Raw genomic sequence first — 23,543 nt, forward strand, 5'->3', positions numbered from 1 at the left:
ACAAAGATGACGATTAAACTTAATCCATTAAACGCTATCGATTTTTATAAAGCTGATCACAGACGTCAGTATCCAGCAGGTACGGAGTACGTGTATGCCAACTTTACGCCGCGTTCATCTCGACTCGCTAAAATGTTGCCTGACTTTGACGATAAAGTGGTGTTCTTTGGGCTTCAGGGTTTTATCAAACACTTTTTAATCGATACATGGAATGAAGGCTTTTTCAAACAACCTAAAGACAAAGTAGTGGCTGCTTATAAACGCCGTATGGATAGTTCATTAGGTGAAGGTGCTGTACCAGTTGATCACATTGAAGCATTACACGACTTGGGTTATTTACCATTACTTATTAAAGCATTGCCAGAAGGCAGTCGTGTAAATATGCGTGTACCTGTGCTTACCGTAATTAATACCGACCCGCGTTTCTTTTGGTTAACTAACTATATCGAAACCGTATTAAGTGCTGAACTTTGGAAAAGCTGTACTACGGCCACTATTGCCTATGAATACAAACGTTTATTAACTCAATACGCCGTAAAAACTGGCGCACCACTCGATTTTGTGCCTGTGCAAGGACACGATTTTAGTAGCCGTGGCATGAGTGGAGTTTATGATGCTGCTCAGTCTGGTGTGGGACACTTAACTAGTTTTATTGGAACAGACTCGGTTGCTTCAATTGACTATGCAGAAGAATATTACAATGCTACAGGGGTGATTGGGGTATCTGTACCAGCGACCGAACACAGTGTGATGTGTATGGGTACGGAAAACAGTGAGCTAGAAACATTTAAGCGTTTAATTTGCGAACTTTATCCGTCGGGTGTTGTCAGTATTGTGTCTGATACTTGGGACTTTTGGCGAGTCATTACAGAATTTACGGTGGCTTTAAAACCTGAAATTCTGGCAAGACAACCTAATGCTTTAGGCTTGGCCAAATTGGTTTTCCGACCAGACTCTGGTGACCCAGTTAAAATTATTTGCGGCGACCCAGACGCCGAAGTCGGCAGCCCAGCATATAAAGGTGCAGTTGAATGTTTATGGGAAGTATTTGGCGGTACAATAACTGACCAAGGCTATAAAGTACTCAATGAACGTGTTGGTTTAATTTACGGCGACTCGATTACTCTAGAGCGTGCGCAGCGTATTTTAGAAGGACTAGAAGCCAAAGGTTTTGCTTCAAACAACTTGGTGTTTGGGATTGGCAGTTTTACCTATAACTACTTAACTCGCGATACTTTTGGGTTTGCTGTTAAAGCGACTTGGGGACAAGTGAATGGTGTAGGCCGAGAGCTGTTCAAAGACCCAATTACTGACTCAGGTGTGAAAAAATCTGCAAAAGGTCTATTACGCATTGAAGAAAGTGAAAATGGTTTTACCTTGTTTGATGAGCAAACAGCCGAACAAGAACAAGGTGGAGCACTTAAAACAGTCTTTGAAAATGGTAAACTTCAATATGAGTGTACTTTGGATCAAATACGTGAGCGTTTATCCATCGCATAACTGAGCTTAGATGAGCCGTTGCATATGTATCGGCTCATCATTTTTATTGAGAGGCTGAACGTGACTATTCAAACTGAACAAGAATTCCTTGCCAGTTATGATCGCCGAGATTATGACGCACCTTTACTCACTGTCGATATGGCTATTTTCTCGGTATTTAATGGTCAGTTGCAGGTACTACTCATTAAGCGCCCAAACTTTCCTGCCAAAGACCAGTGGGCTTTACCCGGCGGGTTTGCCGATTTAACCCAGGACCAAGACTTGATGGCCACGGCTTATCGTAAGCTGGTCGAAAAAACAGGAATTAATTCACCTTACTTGGAACAAGTTGCTTCTGTGGGCAATGCTAAACGTGACCCGCGTGGCTGGGCAGTAACCATTTTGTATTTTGCTTTAATTGATTTTAATGCCTATCAACACCAAGCGTTGGCTGAATACAGTGAATGGGTGCCTGTAGCAAAAGCAAAAGATTTAGCATTGGCGTTTGATCATAATGAATTGCTTAACTTGGCATTAGAGCGTTTAACTAATAAAACTCGCTATACCGCATTGCCAGCTAGTCTAATGCCCGAGTTATTTACACTGACCGAGCTGCAGACTATTTATGAAATTATTCTTGGGCAATCCTTAGATAAAAAAGCATTCAGGCGCCGTATGATAGAAGCAGGCGCAGTTGAAGAAACCAACCACAGTAAAATTGTGGGTAAACGACCAGCTCAGCTTTACCGTTATGCACTCGATTCCTTCGATTTTATATTTCCTCGCTCACTCGAATTACCCAGAAATAAAGAGGATGAAGATAAGCAAAACAATGAGCTTTCTGACTAGCGCATCTTGATGCACTTTGATTTATAATGCCGCGCTTATGATTGATGTCATGTTTTGATAAGCGCTTTGCCTATGTCACACGTTTCTCCCTGCTTCCAGCAAAACCAGTTTTTTGTGTTGGTGGAATATCTCACTTCACTACATGAAATTTATCCTGTAAGACATGAGTTTGCAGGGTATCCGGCTGCAATGACATTGGCAGATCGTGTACATTCAGATCATGATATTGCGCCGCTTGAAGCCAGCAAAAGTTACCCTGACTCAATAGAGAAAGTCTTACACTTTTCAGGTAAGGCCCGAGATATACAAGACTTTGAGCGCTTTTTAGAACAAGCTCAAGCAGCCAATATTCAAAACTTGTTATTGCTTACAGGCGATAAACTCAAAGAACACCATAATGGTCGAGATGGGCAGCCTCGTAGTCGTTACTTAGAGTCGGTAAACGCCGTAATGGCTGCCAAGCAACATGGTGGGTTTCGTATTGGGGTTGCTTTTAATCCATTTAAATATGTCGAAGCTGAGCGTGATGCACAGTATTTAAAACTGCATAAGAAGATTAAAGCAGGTGCTGACTTTATCATTACCCAATTGGGCTATGACATTGAAGCCTTAAAACAAGCTAAATCATTTTTAACTAAGAACAATTATTCGCAGCAAATACTGGCTTGTGTGATGCCTCTGACTTTGGGCCGTGCCAATTTTATGGTGAAGCATAAAGTTGCGGGTATTGTGATTACCCCACACATGTTAAAAGTTTTGGCAGACGAAAAACAGGCAGGCCATACAGACCGAGTTTATTTGCGCTGTGCTTTACAGATTTTAATATGCAAACATGTAGGATTTTCAGGAATTCATTTATCTGCTTGCCATAAGCCAGAAGAGCAAATGCTGCTTGAAAGCTACATTGAGCAACACAGACATCTGGAGCTTAAAGCCTTAGAAGAGCTTTGGAATTCACTTTGGCAAGTCATGTCAGGCAAAGAGTTTTCACCTGAAATTACGCATTTTTCACGTCAGCCAACATCTAAACAATTAATTAAATATCGTCAGCTACATGTTATGCATGAAGCAATGTTTGGATCAAAAATTGCCAAGGGGCTTGGACGCTTTATTTTTAAAGCATCTTTTTGGGAAAATGCTTTAGTCGATAAGGTATTAATTAAAACAGAAGTACTGAGTAAACATAGCCTAGTCGGTTGTGAAAGCTGTGGTCAGTGTCGTCTAAGCGATACTTTATATATTTGCCCTGAAACGTGTCCAAAAGGTTTAGCCAACGGGCCTTGTGGCGGTACAACTTTAGACCGCTGCGAATTTGGTGACCGTGAATGTATTCATTCCGTTAAAGCAAGACTTGCAAAAGCTGTTGAACAAACTGAAATATTAAAAGAAAAACTCATTCCAACGGTACCACTTGAAACGAGAGGGACCAGTTCTTGGAAAAACTGGTATTTAGCGACTGAAGCTTAAGTGCTGTACTAACCTGTGATTTGAATTTGTTAAAAATCAAATGATAGGCTAAAGCACGGAAATAATTTAAAAATAACAATTATTTGCCTTAATTATGTCCAATCAAAATGGCTATCGAGGAGTATACTTAAAGCAAATCTTTTGCGTTAAAAGGAAAGCTGTCTCAATGAAAAAGTTGGTTGCTGTACTTGCTGTAATTGTTGTTTTAACTGGATGCGTTTACGACCCTGTTAATTACGACAAAATACACGACCAAGAGTTCCAAGACCACCTCAGGCAAAACGGTTAGTAATAAAAAAGCCCACTCAATGAGTGGGTTTCATTTTTGGTTCTGGTAATCTCTTTACCTTCCCCTGAAACAAATATGGCTAAAAGTGGAAACTACTCTCTTATGGCTCAATTTATTCTTCGTTTATACATTTAAATCTGATTTCAGTTTTAGGAAAGTTAACCAAAATATAGGGCGGTTTTGCATCAATAGTTTCTAGGACATTAACGAACTTATTTGTTTTTTGACATTCTTGAAAAGTTTTAGATTAAACACTTCTTAAGATTATTATTTATCTTCTATATGAAAATTTCCAACTTTGTATAAGAATGGTCGTTATAACTGAACTAAGCTGAGTGATTTTAAACAAACTTGGAGGGTAAGTAAGGCAGTCATTCTGTATCGTGCTAAACAATTGAGTTTATAACGCAATAGCAATACACTAGTGGTGCGATCTACTTTAAAAAACAGGTGAGATAATTACGGAAAAATATGACCACTTAATTCCTAAATAGAAGCATGAAGAACCCATCCCAGCTTGCTATGCTTGCAAAAAAGAAAATCTTTGTTAAATATATTGCTTGTGAATTGAATGTAAACTTAGATTTTCTTGAGAATTTAGTGGGTCTAGAGATTACAAGAAACCTAAGTTGAGAGTTGTAGAAGAAAGCACCTAAAAAGAGCTTATTAAAATTTTAATTAAATTCAGGATTTATAGAATGTTAAAAAAATTGGACCTTCAAAAATTTTTAATAATACGTTGGATTTTTTTTATATCTATCTCATTTTTTATGCCTAAAATATTTTCATTAATTTTTTATATTCCAAATTCTACTAATTTATTTTACTATTTCAATGATTTAGATATTTTTTTTAAACTGTTATTTATATGGGGTACATTTACTGTTTGTAGTATTGGATTAGGAAATTTTTTAGTTAATAAGAGTTTTTCTAATTCAGAGAAAATTTTAATAATAATTTCATTGCCATTAATTAATTTTTTTGCTCTTGCTTCATCTCAAATTTTAAAAGGAGTAGATATAATGTTTTTTACAGATGCAAAATCATATAAAGATATTATTTTATTTTTATTTTTTTATCATATTGCTATTTATATAATGCTTTATCTTAATTATAAAACTGATAAATTAAATATTGAGCCAAAAATTATTAAGTTTAATATTTTTTTGAAACGTCAACATATCATTTTTAAAAACTTTTTTTGGTTAAGAAAAGTACTATAAAGTACTTTTTACTGTGTAAGTAAATCAAATAATTTTTGTCCAGTTAGAGGAGATTCTAATAAGATTTTTAGATTATTTTCTAAACCAGTTTTATCAAATGCATCAAATAAATTATCATCTATATAAATAGTACAAGGGTACCCTTCATTAGAAAATTTAACTTCCGTTAATTGTTCAAATACAATATCAGGGTTGACTGCAAGACTTGCATATAACTTTTTATCTTCATAAATATTGTCTTGTTTTTCATTATTAAAAAAGTCACCCGACTGACTAACAAATTCAATCAAAATTTTTCCCTTTCCGAAACTTTCTAACTGTTTTTTTAATTCATAAAAAATATCATGAATTTCAAGAAAATTTTTATGTCTATTTTGAGCTATTTGCATACCAATAGATAAGGATTTTAAAAAATCAGTCATCATGATTTCCTTGTAATTACAGCGCTTAACGGGTGATGGTCTGATAAAAGAGGCTTCTTAGTATCATCCAAATTAGTAAGATTGACAATATTTATATACTTATCTTGTAAGTCCCATTCATCGCTTAAAAAATTACTAGAGAACATGATTTGATCAATAACATGCCAGTTATGGAATTGACCATTAGCGTAGTAGTATGTTCCATGAGTATTCAAAGATTTCAATTGAAGTGAAGGAACAAGAAATTTCCAACAGGGATTATAAAAAATATTTGGTTTTTTCGAAACAATATTTTTCTCTCTAGAACTTTGTAATTGGTGAACAACTGCTGGATCGTAAGGCTCAACATTATAATCACCAACAAGAATAATATTTTTTGTTTCGTTTAATTCATCTTCAATATTAACTCTTAAGCGCTCAGCAATTGGTACTACTTGTAAAGATACATCGTTCAATCTGCTTGGCCAATGTGAAAGATAAATTGTAATTCTTTCCTCATTTAATAAAGAGAATCTATATTTTTGACCATATTTAAAAGTTCTAGTAGCTGAAGTCATTGTAAAATTTTGAACGTCACTATTCCCATTTCTAATTAAATAATGATCTTTTTTATAATAAATACAGGTATCAAAAAAGGTACGTCCAACTCCATCTATACCTTTTGCACAAAAATATCCTAAGGTTTGTGGAAAGATAGTTTTTTCAAAGAAATCTATATCTTCTGGCCCAACTTCACCTAAGCAAATAAATTCATAACCATTTTCCATAAACTTTTGAATTACGGATGCAATTGAAGCACGCTTCTCAACACTAGATTTATCTCTTTTTGACGAAACGGGGGGAGAAAGACTTGTATTCCACCAGACAACTGATAGTTCAAAATTTTCCATAAATTCTATTTACTTTAACCCTTCTCAATAAGTACGTCAGATGTTTATTTAATCTAACTTATATTTTGTATAAAAATTTAACTAAAGTTAGTTTTTTCAGGTTATGAGGAAAGTACATAATGCTCTTCAACTATTAATCAGTCCAATTTTCTATTTACATTGTTTATATCAGTGTAAATAAATTATTTTTAGAAGATTACATTAAAAATTCCTATGTGACAATTAGTAACCATTTTGTTACAGTGGGTTAATTTATAACTAACGGTGAAAAAATAATGAAACAGATTACATTAATAATTTTATTAACTTTAAGTTCTGTCAGCATTACAGAAGCTGGTAGAGGCCGCCAACCCTGCTCAGGTAGTAAAGGTGGGATTAGTCACTGTGATGGTAGTAAATTCGTCTGTAAGGATGGCTCAATAAGTGGTTCCAAGAAAATTTGTACTAGATAGGTTTAGCTATGGGACTTAACTTTAGAAAGAGTTTTAAGATTGCACCAGGTTTACGACTCAATGTTGGCAAAAAAGGAATCTCTAGCGTTTCTATAGGTGGTAAGGGCGCTCGTGTAAATCTCAGTAAGAAAGGAACACGAACTACTTTGGGGATTCCTAAAACAGGCTTGTCATATAGTAGTTTTAGTTCCCATAAGAAAAAAGCACTACCTCAATTAAATAGCTACCAACAGCAACCATTTATTGATACTTCGACCTCTCAGATGCTACCAAACAGAAGTGTTTCATTTCTACTCGGTTTTGGAATCTTTTGGATGCCGTATATCTTTGCATGGTTTACTTTAAGATCTGGCTATTCCAGTACAGCTCGATGGATAAGCTTTATTTGGATGGTATTTGTTTTATTGATTGTTATGGCAGATTGAAACTGCTAATTATTAATAAGGAGTTAATTTATGAAAAAGATTATTTTTACTACAGTATTGGGTTTGGTCATTTCTAATTTTACAAATGCAGATACCCTTATTCCAAGAAGCGTTCAAGGCGATAAAGGAAAATATTATTTAATTGAGAAGAAAAAACAAGGCGATATTATTATTACACTTCACAAACGCATTGGTGTAGAAACTACAGATTATACTCGATTGGAGACAAACTGTAAGACTATGAAAATGCGTGAAATTGGAACTGGCGAGGGATCAATAAAAGCTATAAAAATTAATCCTACTAAGTGGTTTGATTTAGTAGAAGGATCAAGTAAAAGTGACCTAGCTCATTTTGTTTGTAAGAAATAAAATTAGCAAAAGTTAAACTTCTAAATCCTCAAGCTTATTGATAAGAAAAAGAGTCTTAAAAGCACTAAAGGGTGCTTTTTTTATTTCTACATATTTTATTAAAAGTACTTTTTTTCTTCATCAAGCGATTTTATCTCTATACTTTCAAATTCGTTATTATACAAACTCTTTAAATTTTCTATGGATGTGTTATAGAAGAGCATAAGCTCAATTTTTCTTAAAATTCGATGGATTTCGTTAAATAGGTAGACGATGACCGCACTTTTAGAAAAGGATTTCAGCCCATCTGAGTTTACATTGTTTTCTGAAATATTATGGAAACTTGGCTCAGGAAAAGGGCAATATAATTTACGTGAAAATATCATTGCAGATATTGCTACCTTATTACGGGCTGATTTTGCCGCATCTTATATTTGGGATTCAACGCATAACTTATCGAAAGAAGGCGTAATATGGAAAATCGACCCAAAAGCGATGGAGGACTATGAAAGCATTTGGCAATTTAATGACCCCATTACTGCACAGCTTCATAAGCTCCAGAAACCAACATTTGTAAACGAAGTCATGCCTCTCTCAGACCTGAAAAAAACAAGTTATTACAATGAGTTTTTGAGAGCCTATGGTTTGTATCACGGGATAAATATTTATTTTGTCCGAAATGGTATAGATATTGGCGATTTACGCATTTGGCGTGCAAAAGATGCTGACATGTTTGGTGAGCGTGAAAAAAGAATATTAACTCTGCTTGAACCTTATTTTACCCAAGCCTTACCACTAGATTTATCAACACAATATGGTCTGACTCCACGTGAACAAGAAGTGGTTCATTTAGTCTCTAAAGGTTTAAGTGATAAAGAGGTAGCAAATTTACTTGGTATTGGCTTTACCACATTAAGAACCCATCTGAATAATTCTATGAGAAAAATAGGCTGCAATAATCGCACTGAAATGGCTTTACTCATTCAACATTAAAGCAAAGCACTCCTCAATTTTGAGGATACGAATTATTGAGCAATTTGTACTAAGTTCTTAAGGTCACAACTTAAATGGATTTTAAGTCACCATGTCAAATGCAGTTGAAAAAAATAATTGGATTGAGTTACAGGGTTTAGCAAATGCTTCAGTAGATGCCATCACTAAACTGATTCATGAAAGAAAAGTATCTTGTGAAGAACTTGTGCATTATTACTTCGACACTATTGAAGAACAACAGTCTTTGAATGCTTTTATTAGCACAGATAAAGCTTCAGCAATTCAACAAGCTCAATATTGGGATAAATACCTGCTTAGTGGAAAACCATGTCCAGCTTTAATGGGTATTTTAATTGCGGTTAAAGATAATATTCATGTTGCTGGTTTCCCTAATAGTGCAGGCACACCAGCTTTAGCTGATTTTAAACCTCAAAGCTCTGCACCGATTATTCAAAAACTTATTGATCAAGGCGCGATCATTGTTGGTAAAACCAATATGCATGAATTGGCCTTTGGAGTCACAGGCTATAATACTGCCATGCACATTGAAGGTATCGTGGGTACACGAAATGCTGTAAACCCATTGCATATCGCTGGTGGGTCTTCTTCTGGTAGTGCTGTGGCTGTTGCAGCGGGCATGGTTCCAATTGCGATTGGTACAGATACGGGTGCTTCGATTCGTTTGCCAAGTGCATTAAATGGTTGTGTCGGCTTTCGTCCAACGGTAGGAAGATACTCACAAGACAGTATTACCCCAATTTCACATACTCGAGATACCGCTGGCCCGATTGCACACACAGTATCTGACATTATTTTAATTGATCAGCTTATTACCCAAGAGCCAAAAAAAGAACCATTACAACCTCATCAAATTAGGCTCGGTATCAATTCATACTTTTGGAATCATTTAGATGAAGATGTTCATGAGCAGGCGCATATTGCACTTGGGCTTTTAAAAGAGGCAGGAGTCGAAATTATTAATGTCGATATGCCGAATTTAGAACAGCTCAATCATGCGATTTCATTTCCAGTAGTCGTCTATGAAGGCAAATATGACCTTATTCAATATCTAAAACATCATCATGTAAATCTGACTTTAGAGGATGTAATTGATCAAATCTCAAGCCCAGATGTACAGGCAATTTTTAAACAGAATATTCTTCCCCAATTAATTCAAGATCACACGGGTCAACTTGTTCCAGTTTTACCTTTCTATGAAAAGGCTATCAGGGAAGCTCGTCCACAATTGCTTGAACTCTACCAAAACACATTTAAAGCGCATAACTTACATGCTTTATTATTGCCGACCTCACCGATTGTTGCACCACTAGCAAACGAACAAGTCAGTTCAATTGAGAATTTCCAAACACTAATTCGAAATACAGACCCCGGCAGTAATATCGGATTACCAGGGCTGAGTTTACCCCTTGGAAAGGGAGTGAAATCGAAACTACCAATTGGGTTGGAAATCGATGGTTTACCTCATCAGGATAGTGAAATACTTGCAATTGGAGTAACTCTAGAAGAAATTTTTAGTGATTTAAATCAGTAAAAAATGATCCGTACATTGTCTAATTCCTAAATAAAAAAGAGTTAAAAGTAACTCTTTTTTAACATTAATTTTGTTTTTTAATAATATTTGGTTTCTTAGGTGTATGTTGGGTTGGGGCTGGGAGATTCTATATTATTTTACTTAATATAATTAATGAAAAGTTGTTGGAATAGTCTTTTGATAAACGCTTTTTTGCTATTTTGACTAAACCAGAATATTTATATTTTATCCTTCTATTAATATTATAAAATTTCTCTATAACTATTTATTGATTACATCGATCTTTAAATAATTCTACTTAATTAATACAAATAGAAAGTTAATCTTTAATATTAGTGAAATAAACCGCGTTATATGTAAGATTTTTTAAATAAATAAATCTATTGTAATTGTTTGAATTATAAAGATAATTTTTATATATTGAAGCTATTTTTAGAGAAATTTATTTGAAAAAATATAAAATTACATAATTTTTAAACATAGTTTATATAACTTGCTTTATTGACATAAATAGAAAAAATATCTGGCAAAGAGGTCAATGATATTTAATTCACTTAAGAACCATAATTTGCACCAAATTTTACGATGTCACGATTCATTGAATAAAACCAAGTGAAAAGTTACGTAAAAAAGAAATCAATAGTTTTATTGACTTAAATAAAAAATCGAATATTACAAATAAGCGGAATGAATATGGATAACGTAGCTCAGCTAGAAACTGATACTAATTTCCAAAGTCGAAAGAAAATAACTTGGGGTGTTTTTAGTGTCCTGCTGTTATTTGTAGTTGCTGGTATCTTATATTATTTTTTTATATATCGATTCTATCAATCTACGGATAATGCTTATGTGCAAGCCGATGTCACTTGGGTGATGCCAAAGATTTCAGGCGAAGTGATGGAGTTATTAATTAACGATAATCAGGTAGTAAAAAAAGGGGAAACTTTAGCAGTATTAGATCACCGAGATTATCAAGCTCGTTATGATCAGGCTCGTTCAGTAGTCAGCTTGAAAGAAGCCGCACTGGGCGTACAACAACAAAATGAAAAGTCTGCCAAGTCTTCAATTATTGAAGCTCATAGTGGCGTAGTGGCAGCACAAGCTGATTTAACTCGTTTAAGAAAAGAGTTCGAGCGTTATCAAGATTTATTAAAAGATGGGGTGATTACCCGACAAAACTTTGAAGGGGTTCAGTCTCAATATTTAACGGCTCAAGCTCAACTCAGCAAAGCGCAAGCCGCCGTAAATGCGGCAGAAGCTCAGTTGGGGAGTTTACAAGCGAGTCGAGCGCAGCTTCTAGCAGATATTCAAAGTGCCAATGCAAACTTAAACCTGTATCAGGTCGATTTGGCTTCATCAAAAGTGGTCAGTCCTGTAAACGGTAAAATCGGTAGCCTTGCAATCCAGAAAGGTTCACGTGTTTCTCCGCAAACCCGTTTAATGGCGATCATTCCTGAAAATAGTTTGTATGTACAAGCCAACTTCAAAGAAACCCAAATTGAAAAAATGCATATTGGTCAGAAAGTTAAATTAAAACTTGATGCCTACCCAAGCCTGACCTATACCGGAAAAATTGAAAGCTTTTCACCTGCTTCAGGCGCAACTTTTTCACTCATGCCACCAGACAATGCCACAGGCAACTTTAACAAGGTTGTTCAGCGTATTCCTGTGCGTATTGCCATAGATTCAAGCCCACATATTGATTTGATAAAACCTGGAATGTCGGTGAGTGCCACCGTTGACCTAAGAACTTAATAATAAAATTTTAGGTAATAACCAATGAATAAGCACCTTGAGGCCGAGTGGAGATTCCCAGCAAAAACTGCATGGGCAATTTTTGCTGCCATGATTTTTGGCAACTTCATGGCGATTCTTGATATTCAGATTGTGGCGAGTTCTTTAAACGAAGTTCAAGCTGGAATGAGTGCAAGTCGTTACGAAGTCACTTGGGTGCAAACTGTTTATTTAATTGCAGAGATTATTGCAATTCCAATGTCGAGTATTGTCTCGCGGGTGCTTTCAACACGGGTGTATTACACCATCTGTGCAATTGGTTTTACGGTCAGTTCTTTACTTTGTGCCTTGGCATGGAACTTAGAAAGTTTATTAGTTTTTCGTGGTATTCAAGGTTTTATGGGTGGCGGAATGATTCCGACCTCCATGACGGCGTTGTACTTACTTTTTCCAGAACCAAAACGTTCATTGCCTTTAGTCATGTTTGGAATGATCAGTACTTTAGGGCCAGCGATTGGTCCAACCATTGGTGGTTGGCTCACCAATAACTTCTCATGGCACTGGATGTTCCTAATCAATATTATTCCGGGCATTATCATTGCTACGGTCATCTACTCGGGTCCAAATATCGACCGCGCGAACTATTCACTCATCAAAAGTATGGACTGGTTTAGCCTCGTTGGTATGGCGATGTTTTTGGGTGGGTTGGAATATTTCCTTGATGAAGGCGCAAGACATGACTGGCTTGCAGACACAGGCGTTCGGATTGCGTTTATGATTTGCGTTGTGGGCGGCATGATTTTCTTCTCTAGAAGTTTTACCCAGCCTAAGCCTTTGCTCGATTTATCTGTATTTAAAAATAAAAACTTTACCTTAAGTGCCATCACAACTTTTGTGATTGGCATGGCGCTCTATGGCTTGGGTTATATGATTCCCGTATTTCTTGGGCAAGTCCGTGAAATGAACAGTAGCCAGATTGGTCACGTCATGATGGTGACAGGTATTGTCATGTTCTGCTTTGCGCCATTTCTTGCATGGCTTATTCCCAATTTTGATACCCGAAAAACCGTATTTGTTGGAATGGTTCTGGCTGGTTTTGGTGTCTGGCTCAATTCACATTTGAGCATTCATAGCGATTACGACTTTATGTTTTGGCCGCAAATTTACCGTGGTATTGGTCTCATGATTTGCCTGATTGTGGTTTCGCATTTAGCCATGAGCACTTTGCCACTCAGCAAAGTAGCCGATGCCAGCGGTATTTATAACCTGATGCGCAATATTGGCGGTGCGGTTGGACTAGCTCTCATTAACTCATCTTTAGATTGGCTGACTGCGCTACATGTCACTCAGATAAATCAGTCGATGACACCGCAAAACTGGATTTTTACAGAACGACTCGACCAACTCACGGCGCAATATCAGGAAGTTGGCTCAAATGCACAGCAAATCGCGCTGAGTGTGATTTATCGCGACATTCATTTTCAGGCACTGACCTCTAGCTTTAATGATCTATTACGCATGCTCGCAATCATTATGTTTGTGACCGCATTTTTAACCATCTTTATGGATCGGGGGAAGAAAATGAATATGTAGATATTAAAAAATAAAGGCAGCTTTCAAAGAATGAAAAACAATAGGGCATATCAAAACGTATCCCTTCATAGAAAAAGAACATTGATCTGAGTTTTCTAAAATCGGTTGATGAGATCGGGGAACTCACAAATTAGAGGTGGAAGGTTAAAGGATTATGATTAATACAACGTATAAACTAATTTCAAAATTGAACCTGAAAAACACGACTTATGGTCAATATTTTGAAAAAGAGCAAATCGATACTGAGCGATTAAAAGTGATGTATTCCATTTACGAACAGTATTATGAAAATACGAGATTTTCTATTTTCGTAGATGATTTCCAAAATAAAAGCGGTGCGATCTTAATTTTTGATTCGGAAACAAATGAGATTGTCGGTTTCTCGACTGTGGTGGTGCAGCATTTCTACTTAAACGGTAAAGACTACACCGTGTTATTTAGCGGTGATACGGTCATTTTGAAGAAGTTTTGGGGTACGCGTAGTCTGCAAAGTACCATGCTAAAACTGATGATTAAGCTTCGAATCAAATATCCATTTAACGAACTCTATTGGCTCCTCATTTCTAAAGGTTATAAAACCTACTTACTGCTCGCCAATAACTACTATGTCTATTACCCAAATATTAAAGATGAAAACCAGCATCTTTCGGAAGTCGTCGAGCACTACTGTGAGAAATTCTTTGGCGAATATTATGACAAAGATGCGGGGCTCTTAAATTTTGGAGATGACTATCAACCTTTAAAAGGTGAAGTTGCACCAATTACTGCCGAAATGAGAGAAAAGAACCCAAATATTCATTTCTTTGAACAAAAAAATCCGACATGGAAAGCTGGCACAGAACTACCGTGTATTGGTCGTCTTGGATGGAAAGACATAGCCCGTTTCCCTGTGAAACTAATGACTAAACCGACCAGTAAAGGAAAGTTTGAAGCATGCGTAACCCATAAAACAAAACGTAGAGAGGCCATCCAATGAAAACTAATGAATGGCTAACTTTGGGTTCACATCTGATTCTAAAAAAATGGTGTGATGCATCTGACCGTAACTTTCAAAAAAAATTTAATGCCTTAGAGACCACGCAACGTCAAATTTTGCATTCGATATTACAAACATCGACCTTTGCCCAAGATAAGAAAGTTCAAAACTATGAGCAGTTTGTAAAAGTATTTCCTGCAACACGTTACGGTGCATGGCGAGAAGACATTCAGCGTTACCGTGAACAAAAGCTTTCACTCTCGAGCAGTAAGCTAGTTCGTTTCCAGCCGACCAGTGGTTCGAGTGAGCAAATCAAGTTTATTCCATATACCAAGCTGTTTTTAGATGAACTTGACCATGCAATTGCGCCGTGGATGGCGAGTTTATACCGTAAATGTCCACAGTTGAGTTCAGGTACACATTACTGGTCGGTGTCGTGGTTGCCTGAAAGCCAGCGTGAAGTTTTAAAAGACAAAAACCTAAATGACGACAGTGCACTACTTGGTGTAGGTAAACGTATATTGTCTAAGTTTACCCAAGCGGTTCCAAGTAACGTTGCTTTTGCAGCCAATGCCGATGATGCACTGTTTGCCACCATTTGTTATTTGGTCGCAAACCGTAACTTAGCCATGATTTCGGTATGGAGCCCAACTTTTGCGCTGCAATTACTTGAACGTTTGGAGTCACTACAACAAGACGTGATTGAGGTTTTACAAAGTGGTTCATGGGGTAACCGTCAGGCTTCATTAAAAGAAGTGACTGCACCGCGTAGCTCTGAAAGTGCTCAAGCCTTAATTGCAAGTTCAAACGGTACACAGATCGACTTTAAAAAACTTTGGCCAAAGTTAAGTCTGGTGTCGAGTTGGGACACCGCAGGTTCAAAAGCTTGGGCCGAAAAATTAAAAGAAAAATTGCCCAGTGTTCAGTTTGAAGGCAAAGGCCTATGGGCGACGGAAGGTGTAGTAACGATTCCCTATAACGATCAATACCCACTCGCATACCAAAGTCACTTCTATGAATTTGAGTATTTAGAAGGCGATAAACAAGGTCAAATTATTCCGTCGTGGCAGCTTAAACAAGGTGATGTAGTAAGTCCGCTCATTACTTCGGGTAATGGCTTACTTCGTTACTGTTTGGATGATTGCTTAAGAGTGACTGGCTTTTTAGAGCAAATTCCGTGTTTTGAGTTCCAAGGTCGCCGTTTTGGGGTGGATCTGGTTGGTGAGAAACTTGCACCTGAAACAGCTCAACAGTTGTTGTCTCAATTAAATGAAACTGAATCGAAAGCGATTTCCTTACTCGCAATTGATACCCAACAACAGGTTAAACCATTTTATTGCGTGCTTTTTGAAGGCGACATTCATCACAGCATTAACAATGAATATATCGACAGTATTTTGCGTCAAAATTTCCATTATGAACTTGCACGAAACTTGGGGCAGCTCGACCAACCTCAAATTCGTCAGGCCAATAATGGTTGGAATGCCTATAAAAAACTGGTCATGTTTGATGGCATTATCGAAGGCAATATCAAGCCTGAGCCACTCAAAAAAGTCACCCTCAATAGTTTGGAACAACTATGAAAGGGATGAAGCAATTTAACTCTCGGTTTTTAACACTTCGACACGCCTTGTATCTAGGCGTGTTGTTGGTGTCGAACACACATGCCATGACTTTAGACGAGGCTTTATATGCAAGTTTAAGGCATGAAAGTCAGCTTGAAGTGAGCCGTTTAAGTGTGAATCAGTCTACCGCTATGCTTGAACAAGCCAAACAGCGCGATGGACTTAAAGTCAATTTAGTCGGCCAACTGGACTATGAAAGAATAGATACGCCTTCACACGTCCTGTTTCCAACCGAAGGAAACCGTAAAGGCCGAAGTTTGCAATTGCAGGCAGATTATCCGATTTATACCTCTGGACGACACCGTTTAGGAATAGATGTTGCCGAAAGTCAGCTTTCTGCCCAACACCAAGGCTTGTCAGATCAAAGATCGGAAACCATTTTAAATACCGTGATGGTCTATACCGACGTATTAAAAAAGAAAGCTATTTTAGAACTCAGACAAAAGACCATGGCGAACCTGCAACGCTCTTTATATGAATCAAAGCGCCGTTTTGACGTGGGTATGATTACCCGTGCAGATTTGGCTCAGGTTTTGGCGCAAGTTGCTCAAGGCCAAGCCGATATCACACAAGCCCAATCTAACTTGACCGTAAGCGAAGCACAGTTTTATCAAGTAACGGGTGTAACGCCTGAAAATCTTGTTGCCATTAAACAGCTACCTGCTATTCCCGCGAGCTTGGATGAAATTTTGGCGCAAACCAAAAACCATCCAGCTTTAATGCGTAGTAAATACGAAAAGCAGGCCGCCGAAAAACAATATGCTTTAACTAAGCGGGAACTGTGGCCAACAGTCATGCTGACCAGCCGTGCCGGAAAGCAAGATGAAGCGAGTTATATTGGTTCGGAAAGTAATAACTATATGGTTGGGGTGCAGTTGAATGTACCGCTCTATGACGATGGATTAAATCGCGCTAACGTCAAAAAAGCACAGGCCGATATCGATTTAGCTAACCAAAAAACGCGAAGTCTTGAACTGGATTTGAATAAGCGTACACGCACGACCTATGCGCAGCTTCAAACCATTCGACAAAATAAAGAGGCATTGGCAAATGCTATAGAGGCAGCGTCTATTGCCTTTGTTTACACACGTAAAGAGTTTGATGTCGGCACCAAAACCACGTTTGATTTGCTCAATACCGAGCAAAAGTTACTCGATGCAGAAACCCAAAAAACCGTAAATGACCAAGACGAAGTGGTGTTTGTCTATCAGTTACTCGACCAAATGGGGCGTTTAAATAACTTGGTTCCCACACAGACCGCACAACAGGTGAATAATGAATAAAACAAATACACCACTTGCTGACAGCACTCTCATTACCCGTGAAGCAACTTTGGCAGATGACGAGGCTTTAAGAGACTTAATCGCCGTACCGATGACCACCAAAGGCATACAAATTAGCTTTCAGCGCGAACCAAGTTATTTTAGAGCGTCTGACATTGTCTATCGTCATAAACTGCATGTTGTAATTGAAGACACTGAAAGCCAAAAGAATGTCGCTTGTTATAGTAATGGTTACCGCCCGTGTTATGTCGATCGGAACATTCAAAACTTACGTTATGCGGGGGATTTACGGGTAGATCACAACTACCGTGGTAAATCACTGGTGAAGGTTTTGGCAAAGCATGTAAAACAGACCATGCATGAACCGAACTATAGTCAAATGATTATTTTTGATGATAACCATGCCGCACGCGCCGCTATACAAACGGGCAAAACGGGAATGCCTGATTATTATGACGAAGGGCTTATAGAGACACTCAGTCTGACGAGTACTGGCGCAAAACGAAAAGTCACGGCTTTTTTAAAGCAAGTTGATAAACAGAGTGATCTTCAAGAGATTCGTAGCTGTGTTGCAGAAGCTCAGCACGTGGAAGCCATGAACCAGTTTATTGCCGACATGGCAGAGTTTTATAACTTTATTCCTGCCTATAACTTTGAAGAGCTTGCTCAAGGTCATCAGTATTTTTCAGGAATGAAACTATCGGACTTTTCACTCTATTTTAAGGGTGAAAAACTGGTGGGCATGTTTGGTTTATGGGATCAGCACAGTATTAAGCAAACCAAAATTTTGCATTACAGTTCAGTCATTGGAATTTTTAGACCCGTTTATAACTTGCTAACTCCGCTAACCAAAGGCATGCGTTTGCCTAAAGTCGGGGACTCTATTCAGTACCATGTGCTACATACGCTTATGTGCCATCCCGAAGATTTAGCTTTGCATCATAAAATGCTTGAAGATGCCTATAACAAGTCAAAACAACAGGGCGTTGGTGTGGTGAGTTTTACGCTTTCCCATAAAGACCCGCGTTATCAGTTAAACCAGTTTTATAAAGGCGAACGTTTAACAGGAATGCATGGTTTTATTAGTTATGAAGGTGACCCAAGACCAAATTTTGATAAAAACTTGATTCCCTACTTAGAAGTTGGGCGTATTTAACCCTTATATAGCTTCGCTGTAGATCATTAATGCGCAAAAATTTGCTCAATTCTTAGGAATGTTAAATAGGATTGAGCAAATATATGCGCAAAATGGTGAATGTCAGCTAGAGCAAGAGTCTTTTCTCATGGTGATTTTGATTACGTTACAAAATCAAGATAAAACGTTTTGGATTTAATGAACCTAGTGAATTTGACCCTTTAGCCCAAACTCTCTTGCGCCGTTGAAACAGCTAACATGGTTTGAAGATAATAATCTACACGTGATTGATTATTTTCCTTATGCGAGTTATGTGCATTAAAGGCTGCATCATGAAGTTTCACAACTCGAGCGATCGGATTCAAACCACAACGAATTAAATATTCTTCGCGTGTTTCACTTTCCCGTTTAGTTAATGCATCAACGGCATCACGGACTTCTTTTCCGAATAAACTTTCGATTTTGTCTAGGGTAAGGGGTGTGTCTTCAACGCTATCGTGTAGAAGGGCTGTAATAATATAAACTTCTGAAAATTGGTGCTCAATTAATGAATTGACCACACCTTTAATATGGTAATCAAAGTAATCATGAGGACCATACTTTTGACCTTGATGTGATTCTTTTGATAATTTCTCTGCGAGTTCAACTTGATTTTGAGTCATTTTTTGCTCTTATTACTTTGAGTATATAACGCAACCTAATTTGTGAGATGGGTCGCTTAAATCACAAGTTTATACTGAATAGCGACTCTTAAAAACATCTCTTAATAACAGTAGTGTCTCTTTTTATTTATTCATTTTTAGTTGAGTTAGGACAATTCAGACTTTAAGTTTTTGAAATTTTAAACTTTAACTTAATGATATAAGGGTAGATTAAAAATATTACTTAAGAATTTCCTTAATTATGTAATTAAATGAAAAACAATAATTATTTAAATAATTTCTAGCCAATTTCACATTGACACTTCAAATATTGGAGATTACCATTTGCGGGCTGGCCTACATTGCCAGTCGGTTTTAGCAGACCGTTTATTTCGACCGCATCAGGATTATTTCTTCTGAGGAATAGTTTTGTGCGCGCACTCCCAGTTCCCTCCCGTAGCGGTAGGACGGGAGAGGGACACCCTCGGGTGTGCTGGAGTCGAAACCAGTCTGCTAACCCTCTTCCGTTCTGCCACCATAAATCTTATGCTCTGGCAGAACTCCATATATAAGGAGCTGGCTTTGCACATCCATTATTTCTTGGCAACCTTTGCCAAAAGCTATAACAACACAGCTTAAAACATTTAACGCAGCTTGATCGCCGTAAGGCTTTTTCAGGCTTTAGCTCGTTATTACTTACAACCTAGACAATTAAACCTTGAGATGTGCTGTGCACAGTCTTTATGGCTTTGCTATGCCTTTTTTTCTCCCAAAAGGTAGCGGTTTTTATATCTCATTTATATACAACAATAATTTTATAACGGTAAAAATATGCCAAAAATAGTTCTCCCAACACGTGCAGTACAAGTCGTAAATAAATCAATTGAGTTATTTCACTACAACGGATTTCATCTGGTCGGCATCGACAGACTTGTGAAAGAGTGTGAAGTGACCAAAGCGACTTTTTATAACTACTTTCACTCTAAAGAACGGTTGATTGAAATCTGCCTGATTGTGCAAAAAGAGCGCTTAAAAGAAAAAGTGATTTCAGTGGTTGCATATGACCACAGCACAAACGCAATAGATAAACTCAAAAAGCTCTATCTTTTGCATGCAGACCTAGATGGACTGTATTACCTATTATTTAAAGCCATTTTTGAAACAAAACTGACCCATCCAAAAGCGTACATAACCGCCGTGCGATATAGAACATGGCTTACCAACGAAATCTATAGCCTGCTTAGAACACTTAACAGTGATGCTTCCTTTACCGATGCCAAACTATTTTTATATATGATCGAAGGCGCCATTATTCAGGGCTTAAGTTTAGGTGAGCTTGATGAAAGGGTGGTTGAGGTGTTTTTGAAAAGCTTAAGCATATGCTAAGTTAGATGTATAAAAGATAATTTCTTAATAACTAATATTTGAGTATCTATATATGAGTCAGAAAATTTTAAATCGGTTTGTTGAGTTACTTAAAGAAGCAAATGAAATTAGTAATAATTCTTTTATAGATACAAATATTCGATTCCCAAACTTTGAAGATTTTCCTCCAAACTATCAAGCGCTTTACTCTGAGTGGATTATTAAAGCTCAGAATATATTACTTTTGGCATGCGGAGATAATTCAATTCATTTCACTGCATTTAAGCGTCAATTGTCAGGTTCTAGTGATACACCAAAAAGGTTAAGACAGCTAATTCCTATACTTAATGCCGCATATGATGATTTGAAAAATGGTTTTTTAATAACTTTCAAGCAGATTGTTCAGGCTGAAGTTTTTGATAGTGAGCTTGAGCAGGCTAAATCACTGCTTGAGAGTGGTTATAAAAATGCTGCCGCTGTAATTGCAGGTGTAGTTTTAGAAACTGCAATAAAAGAACTATGTTTGAATAATGGTATAGATATTGAAAGAAAAAGATTAACTCAGCTAAGTGATGATTTAGCAAAAGCTGGTATCTACAACAAACTACAACAAAAGCAAATTACAGCTTTAGCTGATATACGAAATAATGCCGCTCATGGTGATTATGATGAATTTACAAAAGAAGATGTAGAAAGAATGATTAGTGATATTGAGAGATTTTTATTAACTTATTCTTCATAAGGTAAGATTCTTAGGATAAAAGTTTCATCTGCAATTCATCCTTATAACTTTGAGTAGAAATATGAAAAATATTGAAATCTTAGAAATAAAAGAAATTGGTGATTATGAAAAAGACCTATCGTTACTGTTAGAAGATTCTATCAATAGTGGAGCTTCTATAGGTTTCTTAGCTCCCGTAGAAAAGAACGAGGTCTTAAATTATTGGCGTGAGGTCAACCATAAATTAGCACAGGGTAACAGCCGTCTTTGGATTGCCATACAAGAAGGAAAGATTGTAGGTAGTGTTCAATTGTCCTTAGTGAGTAAAAAGAATGGAGTTCATAGAGCTGAAGTTGAAAAACTCATGGTGCTTACCTCTGCAAGAAAACAAGGAATAGCAACATTACTAATGAATGAACTAGAAAAGTTTGCACGAGAAAAAGGGCTGCGCTTACTTGTCTTAGATACGCGTGAAGGTGATGTATCCGAGCTTTTATATAGCAAAATTGGATTTGTCCGTGTGGGTGTAATTCCAAGTTTCGCATTAAGTTCAAATGGGAGCTATGACGGCACAGCGATTTATTATAAAAAGCTTGTTTGATTGCATGGTTCAGCTTCTAGATCCAAACAAACCAGATGAACGGAAGAGATTACTTGAGTATTTTTTATTACAGTTGTTGTGACATTTGGGAGGGTAATTGAGAGACACATGTCGACTTAAACTGCTATAAAATTCTGCTTGGTGATTTTATAATACATAGCAATAACGAAAGTTTAAGCGCTGTACTAATAAGTAAGATTCAATAAGTACAGTGATTTTATTAAACAATAAACATAGAAAATTGAGTATTGGATGCCGAATCAATTTGAAACACATACTTCAGATGTGGGAACTACGATTCATTTAAAAATGAATGGTGAGAATTTAGAAAATTTAATAATTTGGGACCGTGTAATAGTAACTACATATGACATTTTTTTTGTATGTATTGCTTTTGAAGCATATACAGAAAATGAAGGGATTCAAACATTTATTGTACTACTATTATTTTTATTATTTCTTTTCTACAAGCACTATGAATATAGAAAAAATAAACGATGGGCTAAGAATGCCGAGGAAACATTTTTTATTTCCAAAAATAATCTTCGCATTTCCAAAGACTGCCTTGGGAAAAATTTGTTAACAAAGGATATTAATACTCAGAAGATTATAGAGATTGTCTACAGACCTTGGAGTGGTGGAGCGTATCCGCCTTTTTTACCAGATTGTAGCCAAGGTACTATTCACTTAATTGGATATGAAGATGGTTGTTCATTTGGTATTAATCTTAACAAAGAAGAAGCAGAGGCATTCATTACCGAATTGCGTTCATTAATTATGCAATACCAAGAACCTCGACATTTTATTTTTGCACCACATATGCACTTGGCAAAAGATTGAATAGTAAATAAGTGAGTTTTCTTACTATTGAAAAGCAATAAATTCTATTGGTACATGTTTACTCAACCAAACACCATTTTCAGCTTGGAAAAATTCGAATCCACTATCGTGCATTTTTAAGGCGTCAATAACAAGAATTTCAGGCTTACCATAGCGAGCACCAACGGTTAGAGCCGTATCTCTATTTTCAGTTAGATGGACATATTGACGATCTTTCGAAATTAAACCTTGTTCTTTTATGGAATCTATAAACCTTTGAGCCGTACCATGATAAAGATAAGTTGGCGGTTTAAGTTTGTTAAGAGTGATATCTACACTTGTAGTTGAATGACCCTGTACAGCACGAATAAGTTTTCCATCATCAGAAATTTGGAAGCGCTTTTTATCGCTATTGCTTACGATGGTTTTAATGATCTCTTCATCTAAAGCTACATTCTTGATAGGTTGTGATTTTGAAATTAACTCTTCAATATTTGCCCAACCTTCGAGATCTAATGTCAGACCAATTTCTTCTGGTTTGTGTCTAAGGATAAAGCTTAAATATTGGCTAATTGCTTTTTCGTTCATTGTTTTAGATAAGTATTAGAGTTAATTATATTTTAGTGAATTTATTGGTTTAAGGATAGCTGTATAAAGATCA

At 36.8% G+C, this 23,543-nt stretch carries 22 protein-coding genes and 2 pseudogenes; 20 read left to right on the plus strand and 4 right to left on the minus strand.

The window, feature by feature from the left end; translation table 11 throughout:
- Positions 1-6 precede the first annotated feature (6 nt).
- The 5 genes from KIP84_RS08545 to KIP84_RS08560 all read left to right on the plus strand — a co-directional run bounded on the left by KIP84_RS08545 (position 7) and on the right by KIP84_RS08560 (position 5,307).
- On the plus strand, positions 7-1,500 hold the full coding sequence (locus tag KIP84_RS08545) for a nicotinate phosphoribosyltransferase (RefSeq protein ID WP_213689732.1): 1,494 nt from the start codon (positions 7-9) through the stop codon (positions 1,498-1,500).
- Positions 1,501-1,560: 60 nt separating this feature from the next.
- Entirely contained in the window at positions 1,561-2,328 is a 768-nt protein-coding gene (locus KIP84_RS08550) for an NUDIX domain-containing protein (protein ID WP_213689733.1), read from the plus strand.
- Between the two features lie 72 nt (positions 2,329-2,400).
- Positions 2,401-3,795 (plus strand): methylenetetrahydrofolate reductase C-terminal domain-containing protein, encoded by a 1,395-nt coding sequence (locus KIP84_RS08555; RefSeq protein WP_213689734.1) that lies wholly within the window; start codon positions 2,401-2,403, stop codon positions 3,793-3,795.
- 166 nt (positions 3,796-3,961) lie between these two features.
- Positions 3,962-4,084 carry a hypothetical protein gene (locus tag KIP84_RS18925; RefSeq protein ID WP_013197824.1) on the plus strand — a complete coding sequence of 41 codons (123 nt, stop codon included), beginning with the start codon at positions 3,962-3,964 and terminating at the stop codon, positions 4,082-4,084.
- Positions 4,085-4,782: 698 nt separating this feature from the next.
- Complete coding sequence (locus tag KIP84_RS08560) at positions 4,783-5,307, plus strand: hypothetical protein (protein ID WP_213689735.1); 525 nt, start codon at positions 4,783-4,785, stop codon at positions 5,305-5,307.
- A gap of 8 nt (positions 5,308-5,315) precedes the next feature.
- Here the strand turns inward: KIP84_RS08560 and KIP84_RS08565 are convergent, their stop codons facing one another.
- Positions 5,316-5,729, minus strand: a complete 414-nt coding sequence (locus KIP84_RS08565; RefSeq protein WP_213689736.1) for a hypothetical protein — start codon at positions 5,727-5,729, stop codon at positions 5,316-5,318.
- Positions 5,729-6,619: an endonuclease/exonuclease/phosphatase family protein gene (locus tag KIP84_RS08570; protein ID WP_213689737.1), complete on the minus strand. Its 891-nt coding sequence runs from the start codon at positions 6,617-6,619 to the stop codon at positions 5,729-5,731. Before KIP84_RS08570 ends, KIP84_RS08565 begins: the two co-directional genes overlap by 1 nt.
- A 460-nt stretch (positions 6,620-7,079) precedes the next feature.
- Between KIP84_RS08570 and KIP84_RS18970 the strand changes: the two are divergent.
- The 10 genes and pseudogenes from KIP84_RS18970 to KIP84_RS08620 form a co-directional block, all read left to right on the plus strand.
- Positions 7,080-7,259, plus strand: a pseudogene (locus KIP84_RS18970) (DUF4236 domain-containing protein); the annotation flags it as partial.
- Between the two features lie 267 nt (positions 7,260-7,526).
- Positions 7,527-7,865, plus strand: coding sequence for a hypothetical protein (locus KIP84_RS08580; protein WP_000720086.1), 339 nt, complete (start codon positions 7,527-7,529; stop codon positions 7,863-7,865).
- A gap of 252 nt (positions 7,866-8,117) precedes the next feature.
- Complete coding sequence (locus KIP84_RS08585; protein ID WP_199992333.1) at positions 8,118-8,837, plus strand: helix-turn-helix transcriptional regulator; 720 nt, start codon at positions 8,118-8,120, stop codon at positions 8,835-8,837.
- A 91-nt stretch (positions 8,838-8,928) separates the two neighbouring features.
- On the plus strand, positions 8,929-10,389 hold the full coding sequence (gene iaaH, locus KIP84_RS08590; protein ID WP_213689739.1) for an indoleacetamide hydrolase: 1,461 nt from the start codon (positions 8,929-8,931) through the stop codon (positions 10,387-10,389).
- Between the two features lie 693 nt (positions 10,390-11,082).
- Complete coding sequence (locus KIP84_RS08595; RefSeq protein ID WP_213689740.1) at positions 11,083-12,144, plus strand: HlyD family secretion protein; 1,062 nt, start codon at positions 11,083-11,085, stop codon at positions 12,142-12,144.
- Positions 12,145-12,168: 24 nt separating this feature from the next.
- The gene (locus tag KIP84_RS08600; protein WP_101663398.1) at positions 12,169-13,716 is read left to right on the plus strand and encodes a DHA2 family efflux MFS transporter permease subunit; all 1,548 of its coding nucleotides are present in this window, start codon (positions 12,169-12,171) and stop codon (positions 13,714-13,716) included.
- 187 nt (positions 13,717-13,903) lie between these two features.
- A complete protein-coding gene (locus tag KIP84_RS08605; RefSeq protein ID WP_171261699.1) occupies positions 13,904-14,692 on the plus strand; it encodes a hypothetical protein in 789 nt (262 codons plus the stop codon).
- The gene (locus KIP84_RS08610; protein ID WP_213689741.1) at positions 14,689-16,275 is read left to right on the plus strand and encodes a GH3 auxin-responsive promoter family protein; all 1,587 of its coding nucleotides are present in this window, start codon (positions 14,689-14,691) and stop codon (positions 16,273-16,275) included. Before KIP84_RS08605 ends, KIP84_RS08610 begins: the two co-directional genes overlap by 4 nt.
- Entirely contained in the window at positions 16,272-17,600 is a 1,329-nt protein-coding gene (locus KIP84_RS08615; RefSeq protein ID WP_213689742.1) for a TolC family protein, read from the plus strand. Before KIP84_RS08610 ends, KIP84_RS08615 begins: the two co-directional genes overlap by 4 nt.
- Positions 17,593-18,756 (plus strand): hypothetical protein, encoded by a 1,164-nt coding sequence (locus KIP84_RS08620; protein ID WP_213689743.1) that lies wholly within the window; start codon positions 17,593-17,595, stop codon positions 18,754-18,756. Before KIP84_RS08615 ends, KIP84_RS08620 begins: the two co-directional genes overlap by 8 nt.
- Positions 18,757-18,956: 200 nt before the next feature.
- On the opposite strand, the gene KIP84_RS08625 is transcribed toward KIP84_RS08620, so the two are convergent.
- On the minus strand, positions 18,957-19,397 hold the full coding sequence (locus tag KIP84_RS08625) for an HD domain-containing protein (protein WP_213689744.1): 441 nt from the start codon (positions 19,395-19,397) through the stop codon (positions 18,957-18,959).
- A gap of 810 nt (positions 19,398-20,207) precedes the next feature.
- On the opposite strand from KIP84_RS08625, the gene KIP84_RS08630 reads away from it, so the two are divergent.
- The 5 genes and pseudogenes from KIP84_RS08630 (at position 20,208) to KIP84_RS08650 (ending at position 22,903) form a co-directional block, all read left to right on the plus strand.
- Positions 20,208-20,762 (plus strand): TetR/AcrR family transcriptional regulator, encoded by a 555-nt coding sequence (locus KIP84_RS08630; protein ID WP_213689745.1) that lies wholly within the window; start codon positions 20,208-20,210, stop codon positions 20,760-20,762.
- 52 nt (positions 20,763-20,814) lie between these two features.
- Entirely contained in the window at positions 20,815-21,483 is a 669-nt protein-coding gene (locus tag KIP84_RS08635) for a HEPN domain-containing protein (protein WP_213689746.1), read from the plus strand.
- Between the two features lie 61 nt (positions 21,484-21,544).
- Positions 21,545-22,063 (plus strand): GNAT family N-acetyltransferase, encoded by a 519-nt coding sequence (locus KIP84_RS08640; protein ID WP_213689747.1) that lies wholly within the window; start codon positions 21,545-21,547, stop codon positions 22,061-22,063.
- Between the two features lie 4 nt (positions 22,064-22,067).
- A pseudogene (locus KIP84_RS08645) lies at positions 22,068-22,145 on the plus strand (TetR family transcriptional regulator); the annotation flags it as partial.
- A 170-nt stretch (positions 22,146-22,315) separates the two neighbouring features.
- The gene (locus tag KIP84_RS08650; RefSeq protein ID WP_068564324.1) at positions 22,316-22,903 is read left to right on the plus strand and encodes a hypothetical protein; all 588 of its coding nucleotides are present in this window, start codon (positions 22,316-22,318) and stop codon (positions 22,901-22,903) included.
- A 24-nt stretch (positions 22,904-22,927) separates the two neighbouring features.
- Here KIP84_RS08650 and KIP84_RS08655 read toward each other — a convergent pair whose 3' ends face one another.
- On the minus strand, positions 22,928-23,470 hold the full coding sequence (locus tag KIP84_RS08655; RefSeq protein ID WP_213689748.1) for an RNA 2'-phosphotransferase: 543 nt from the start codon (positions 23,468-23,470) through the stop codon (positions 22,928-22,930).
- Between the last annotated feature and the right edge of the window lie 73 nt (positions 23,471-23,543).

This window comes from Acinetobacter sp. BHS4 (assembly GCF_018454425.1).
Lineage (GTDB): Bacteria > Pseudomonadota > Gammaproteobacteria > Pseudomonadales > Moraxellaceae > Acinetobacter > Acinetobacter pittii.

Bases quoted from the DNA above. Each gene is read 5' to 3' on its own strand.
- KIP84_RS08545 (WP_213689732.1), top strand. From the start codon at position 7: ATGACGATTAAACTTAATCCATTAAACGCTATCGATTTTTATAAAGCT.
- KIP84_RS08555 (WP_213689734.1), top strand. From the start codon at position 2,401: ATGTCACACGTTTCTCCCTGCTTCCAGCAAAACCAGTTTTTTGTGTTG.
- KIP84_RS18925 (WP_013197824.1), top strand. From the start codon at position 3,962: ATGAAAAAGTTGGTTGCTGTACTTGCTGTAATTGTTGTTTTAACTGGA.
- KIP84_RS08560 (WP_213689735.1), top strand. From the start codon at position 4,783: ATGTTAAAAAAATTGGACCTTCAAAAATTTTTAATAATACGTTGGATT.
- KIP84_RS08565 (WP_213689736.1), bottom strand. From the start codon at position 5,729: ATGACTGATTTTTTAAAATCCTTATCTATTGGTATGCAAATAGCTCAA.
- KIP84_RS08570 (WP_213689737.1), bottom strand. From the start codon at position 6,619: ATGGAAAATTTTGAACTATCAGTTGTCTGGTGGAATACAAGTCTTTCT.
- KIP84_RS08580 (WP_000720086.1), top strand. From the start codon at position 7,527: ATGAAAAAGATTATTTTTACTACAGTATTGGGTTTGGTCATTTCTAAT.
- KIP84_RS08585 (WP_199992333.1), top strand. From the start codon at position 8,118: ATGACCGCACTTTTAGAAAAGGATTTCAGCCCATCTGAGTTTACATTG.
- iaaH (WP_213689739.1), top strand. From the start codon at position 8,929: ATGTCAAATGCAGTTGAAAAAAATAATTGGATTGAGTTACAGGGTTTA.
- KIP84_RS08595 (WP_213689740.1), top strand. From the start codon at position 11,083: ATGGATAACGTAGCTCAGCTAGAAACTGATACTAATTTCCAAAGTCGA.
- KIP84_RS08600 (WP_101663398.1), top strand. From the start codon at position 12,169: ATGAATAAGCACCTTGAGGCCGAGTGGAGATTCCCAGCAAAAACTGCA.
- KIP84_RS08610 (WP_213689741.1), top strand. From the start codon at position 14,689: ATGAAAACTAATGAATGGCTAACTTTGGGTTCACATCTGATTCTAAAA.
- KIP84_RS08615 (WP_213689742.1), top strand. From the start codon at position 16,272: ATGAAAGGGATGAAGCAATTTAACTCTCGGTTTTTAACACTTCGACAC.
- KIP84_RS08620 (WP_213689743.1), top strand. From the start codon at position 17,593: ATGAATAAAACAAATACACCACTTGCTGACAGCACTCTCATTACCCGT.
- KIP84_RS08625 (WP_213689744.1), bottom strand. From the start codon at position 19,397: ATGACTCAAAATCAAGTTGAACTCGCAGAGAAATTATCAAAAGAATCA.
- KIP84_RS08630 (WP_213689745.1), top strand. From the start codon at position 20,208: ATGCCAAAAATAGTTCTCCCAACACGTGCAGTACAAGTCGTAAATAAA.
- KIP84_RS08635 (WP_213689746.1), top strand. From the start codon at position 20,815: ATGAGTCAGAAAATTTTAAATCGGTTTGTTGAGTTACTTAAAGAAGCA.
- KIP84_RS08640 (WP_213689747.1), top strand. From the start codon at position 21,545: ATGAAAAATATTGAAATCTTAGAAATAAAAGAAATTGGTGATTATGAA.
- KIP84_RS08650 (WP_068564324.1), top strand. From the start codon at position 22,316: ATGCCGAATCAATTTGAAACACATACTTCAGATGTGGGAACTACGATT.
- KIP84_RS08655 (WP_213689748.1), bottom strand. From the start codon at position 23,470: ATGAACGAAAAAGCAATTAGCCAATATTTAAGCTTTATCCTTAGACAC.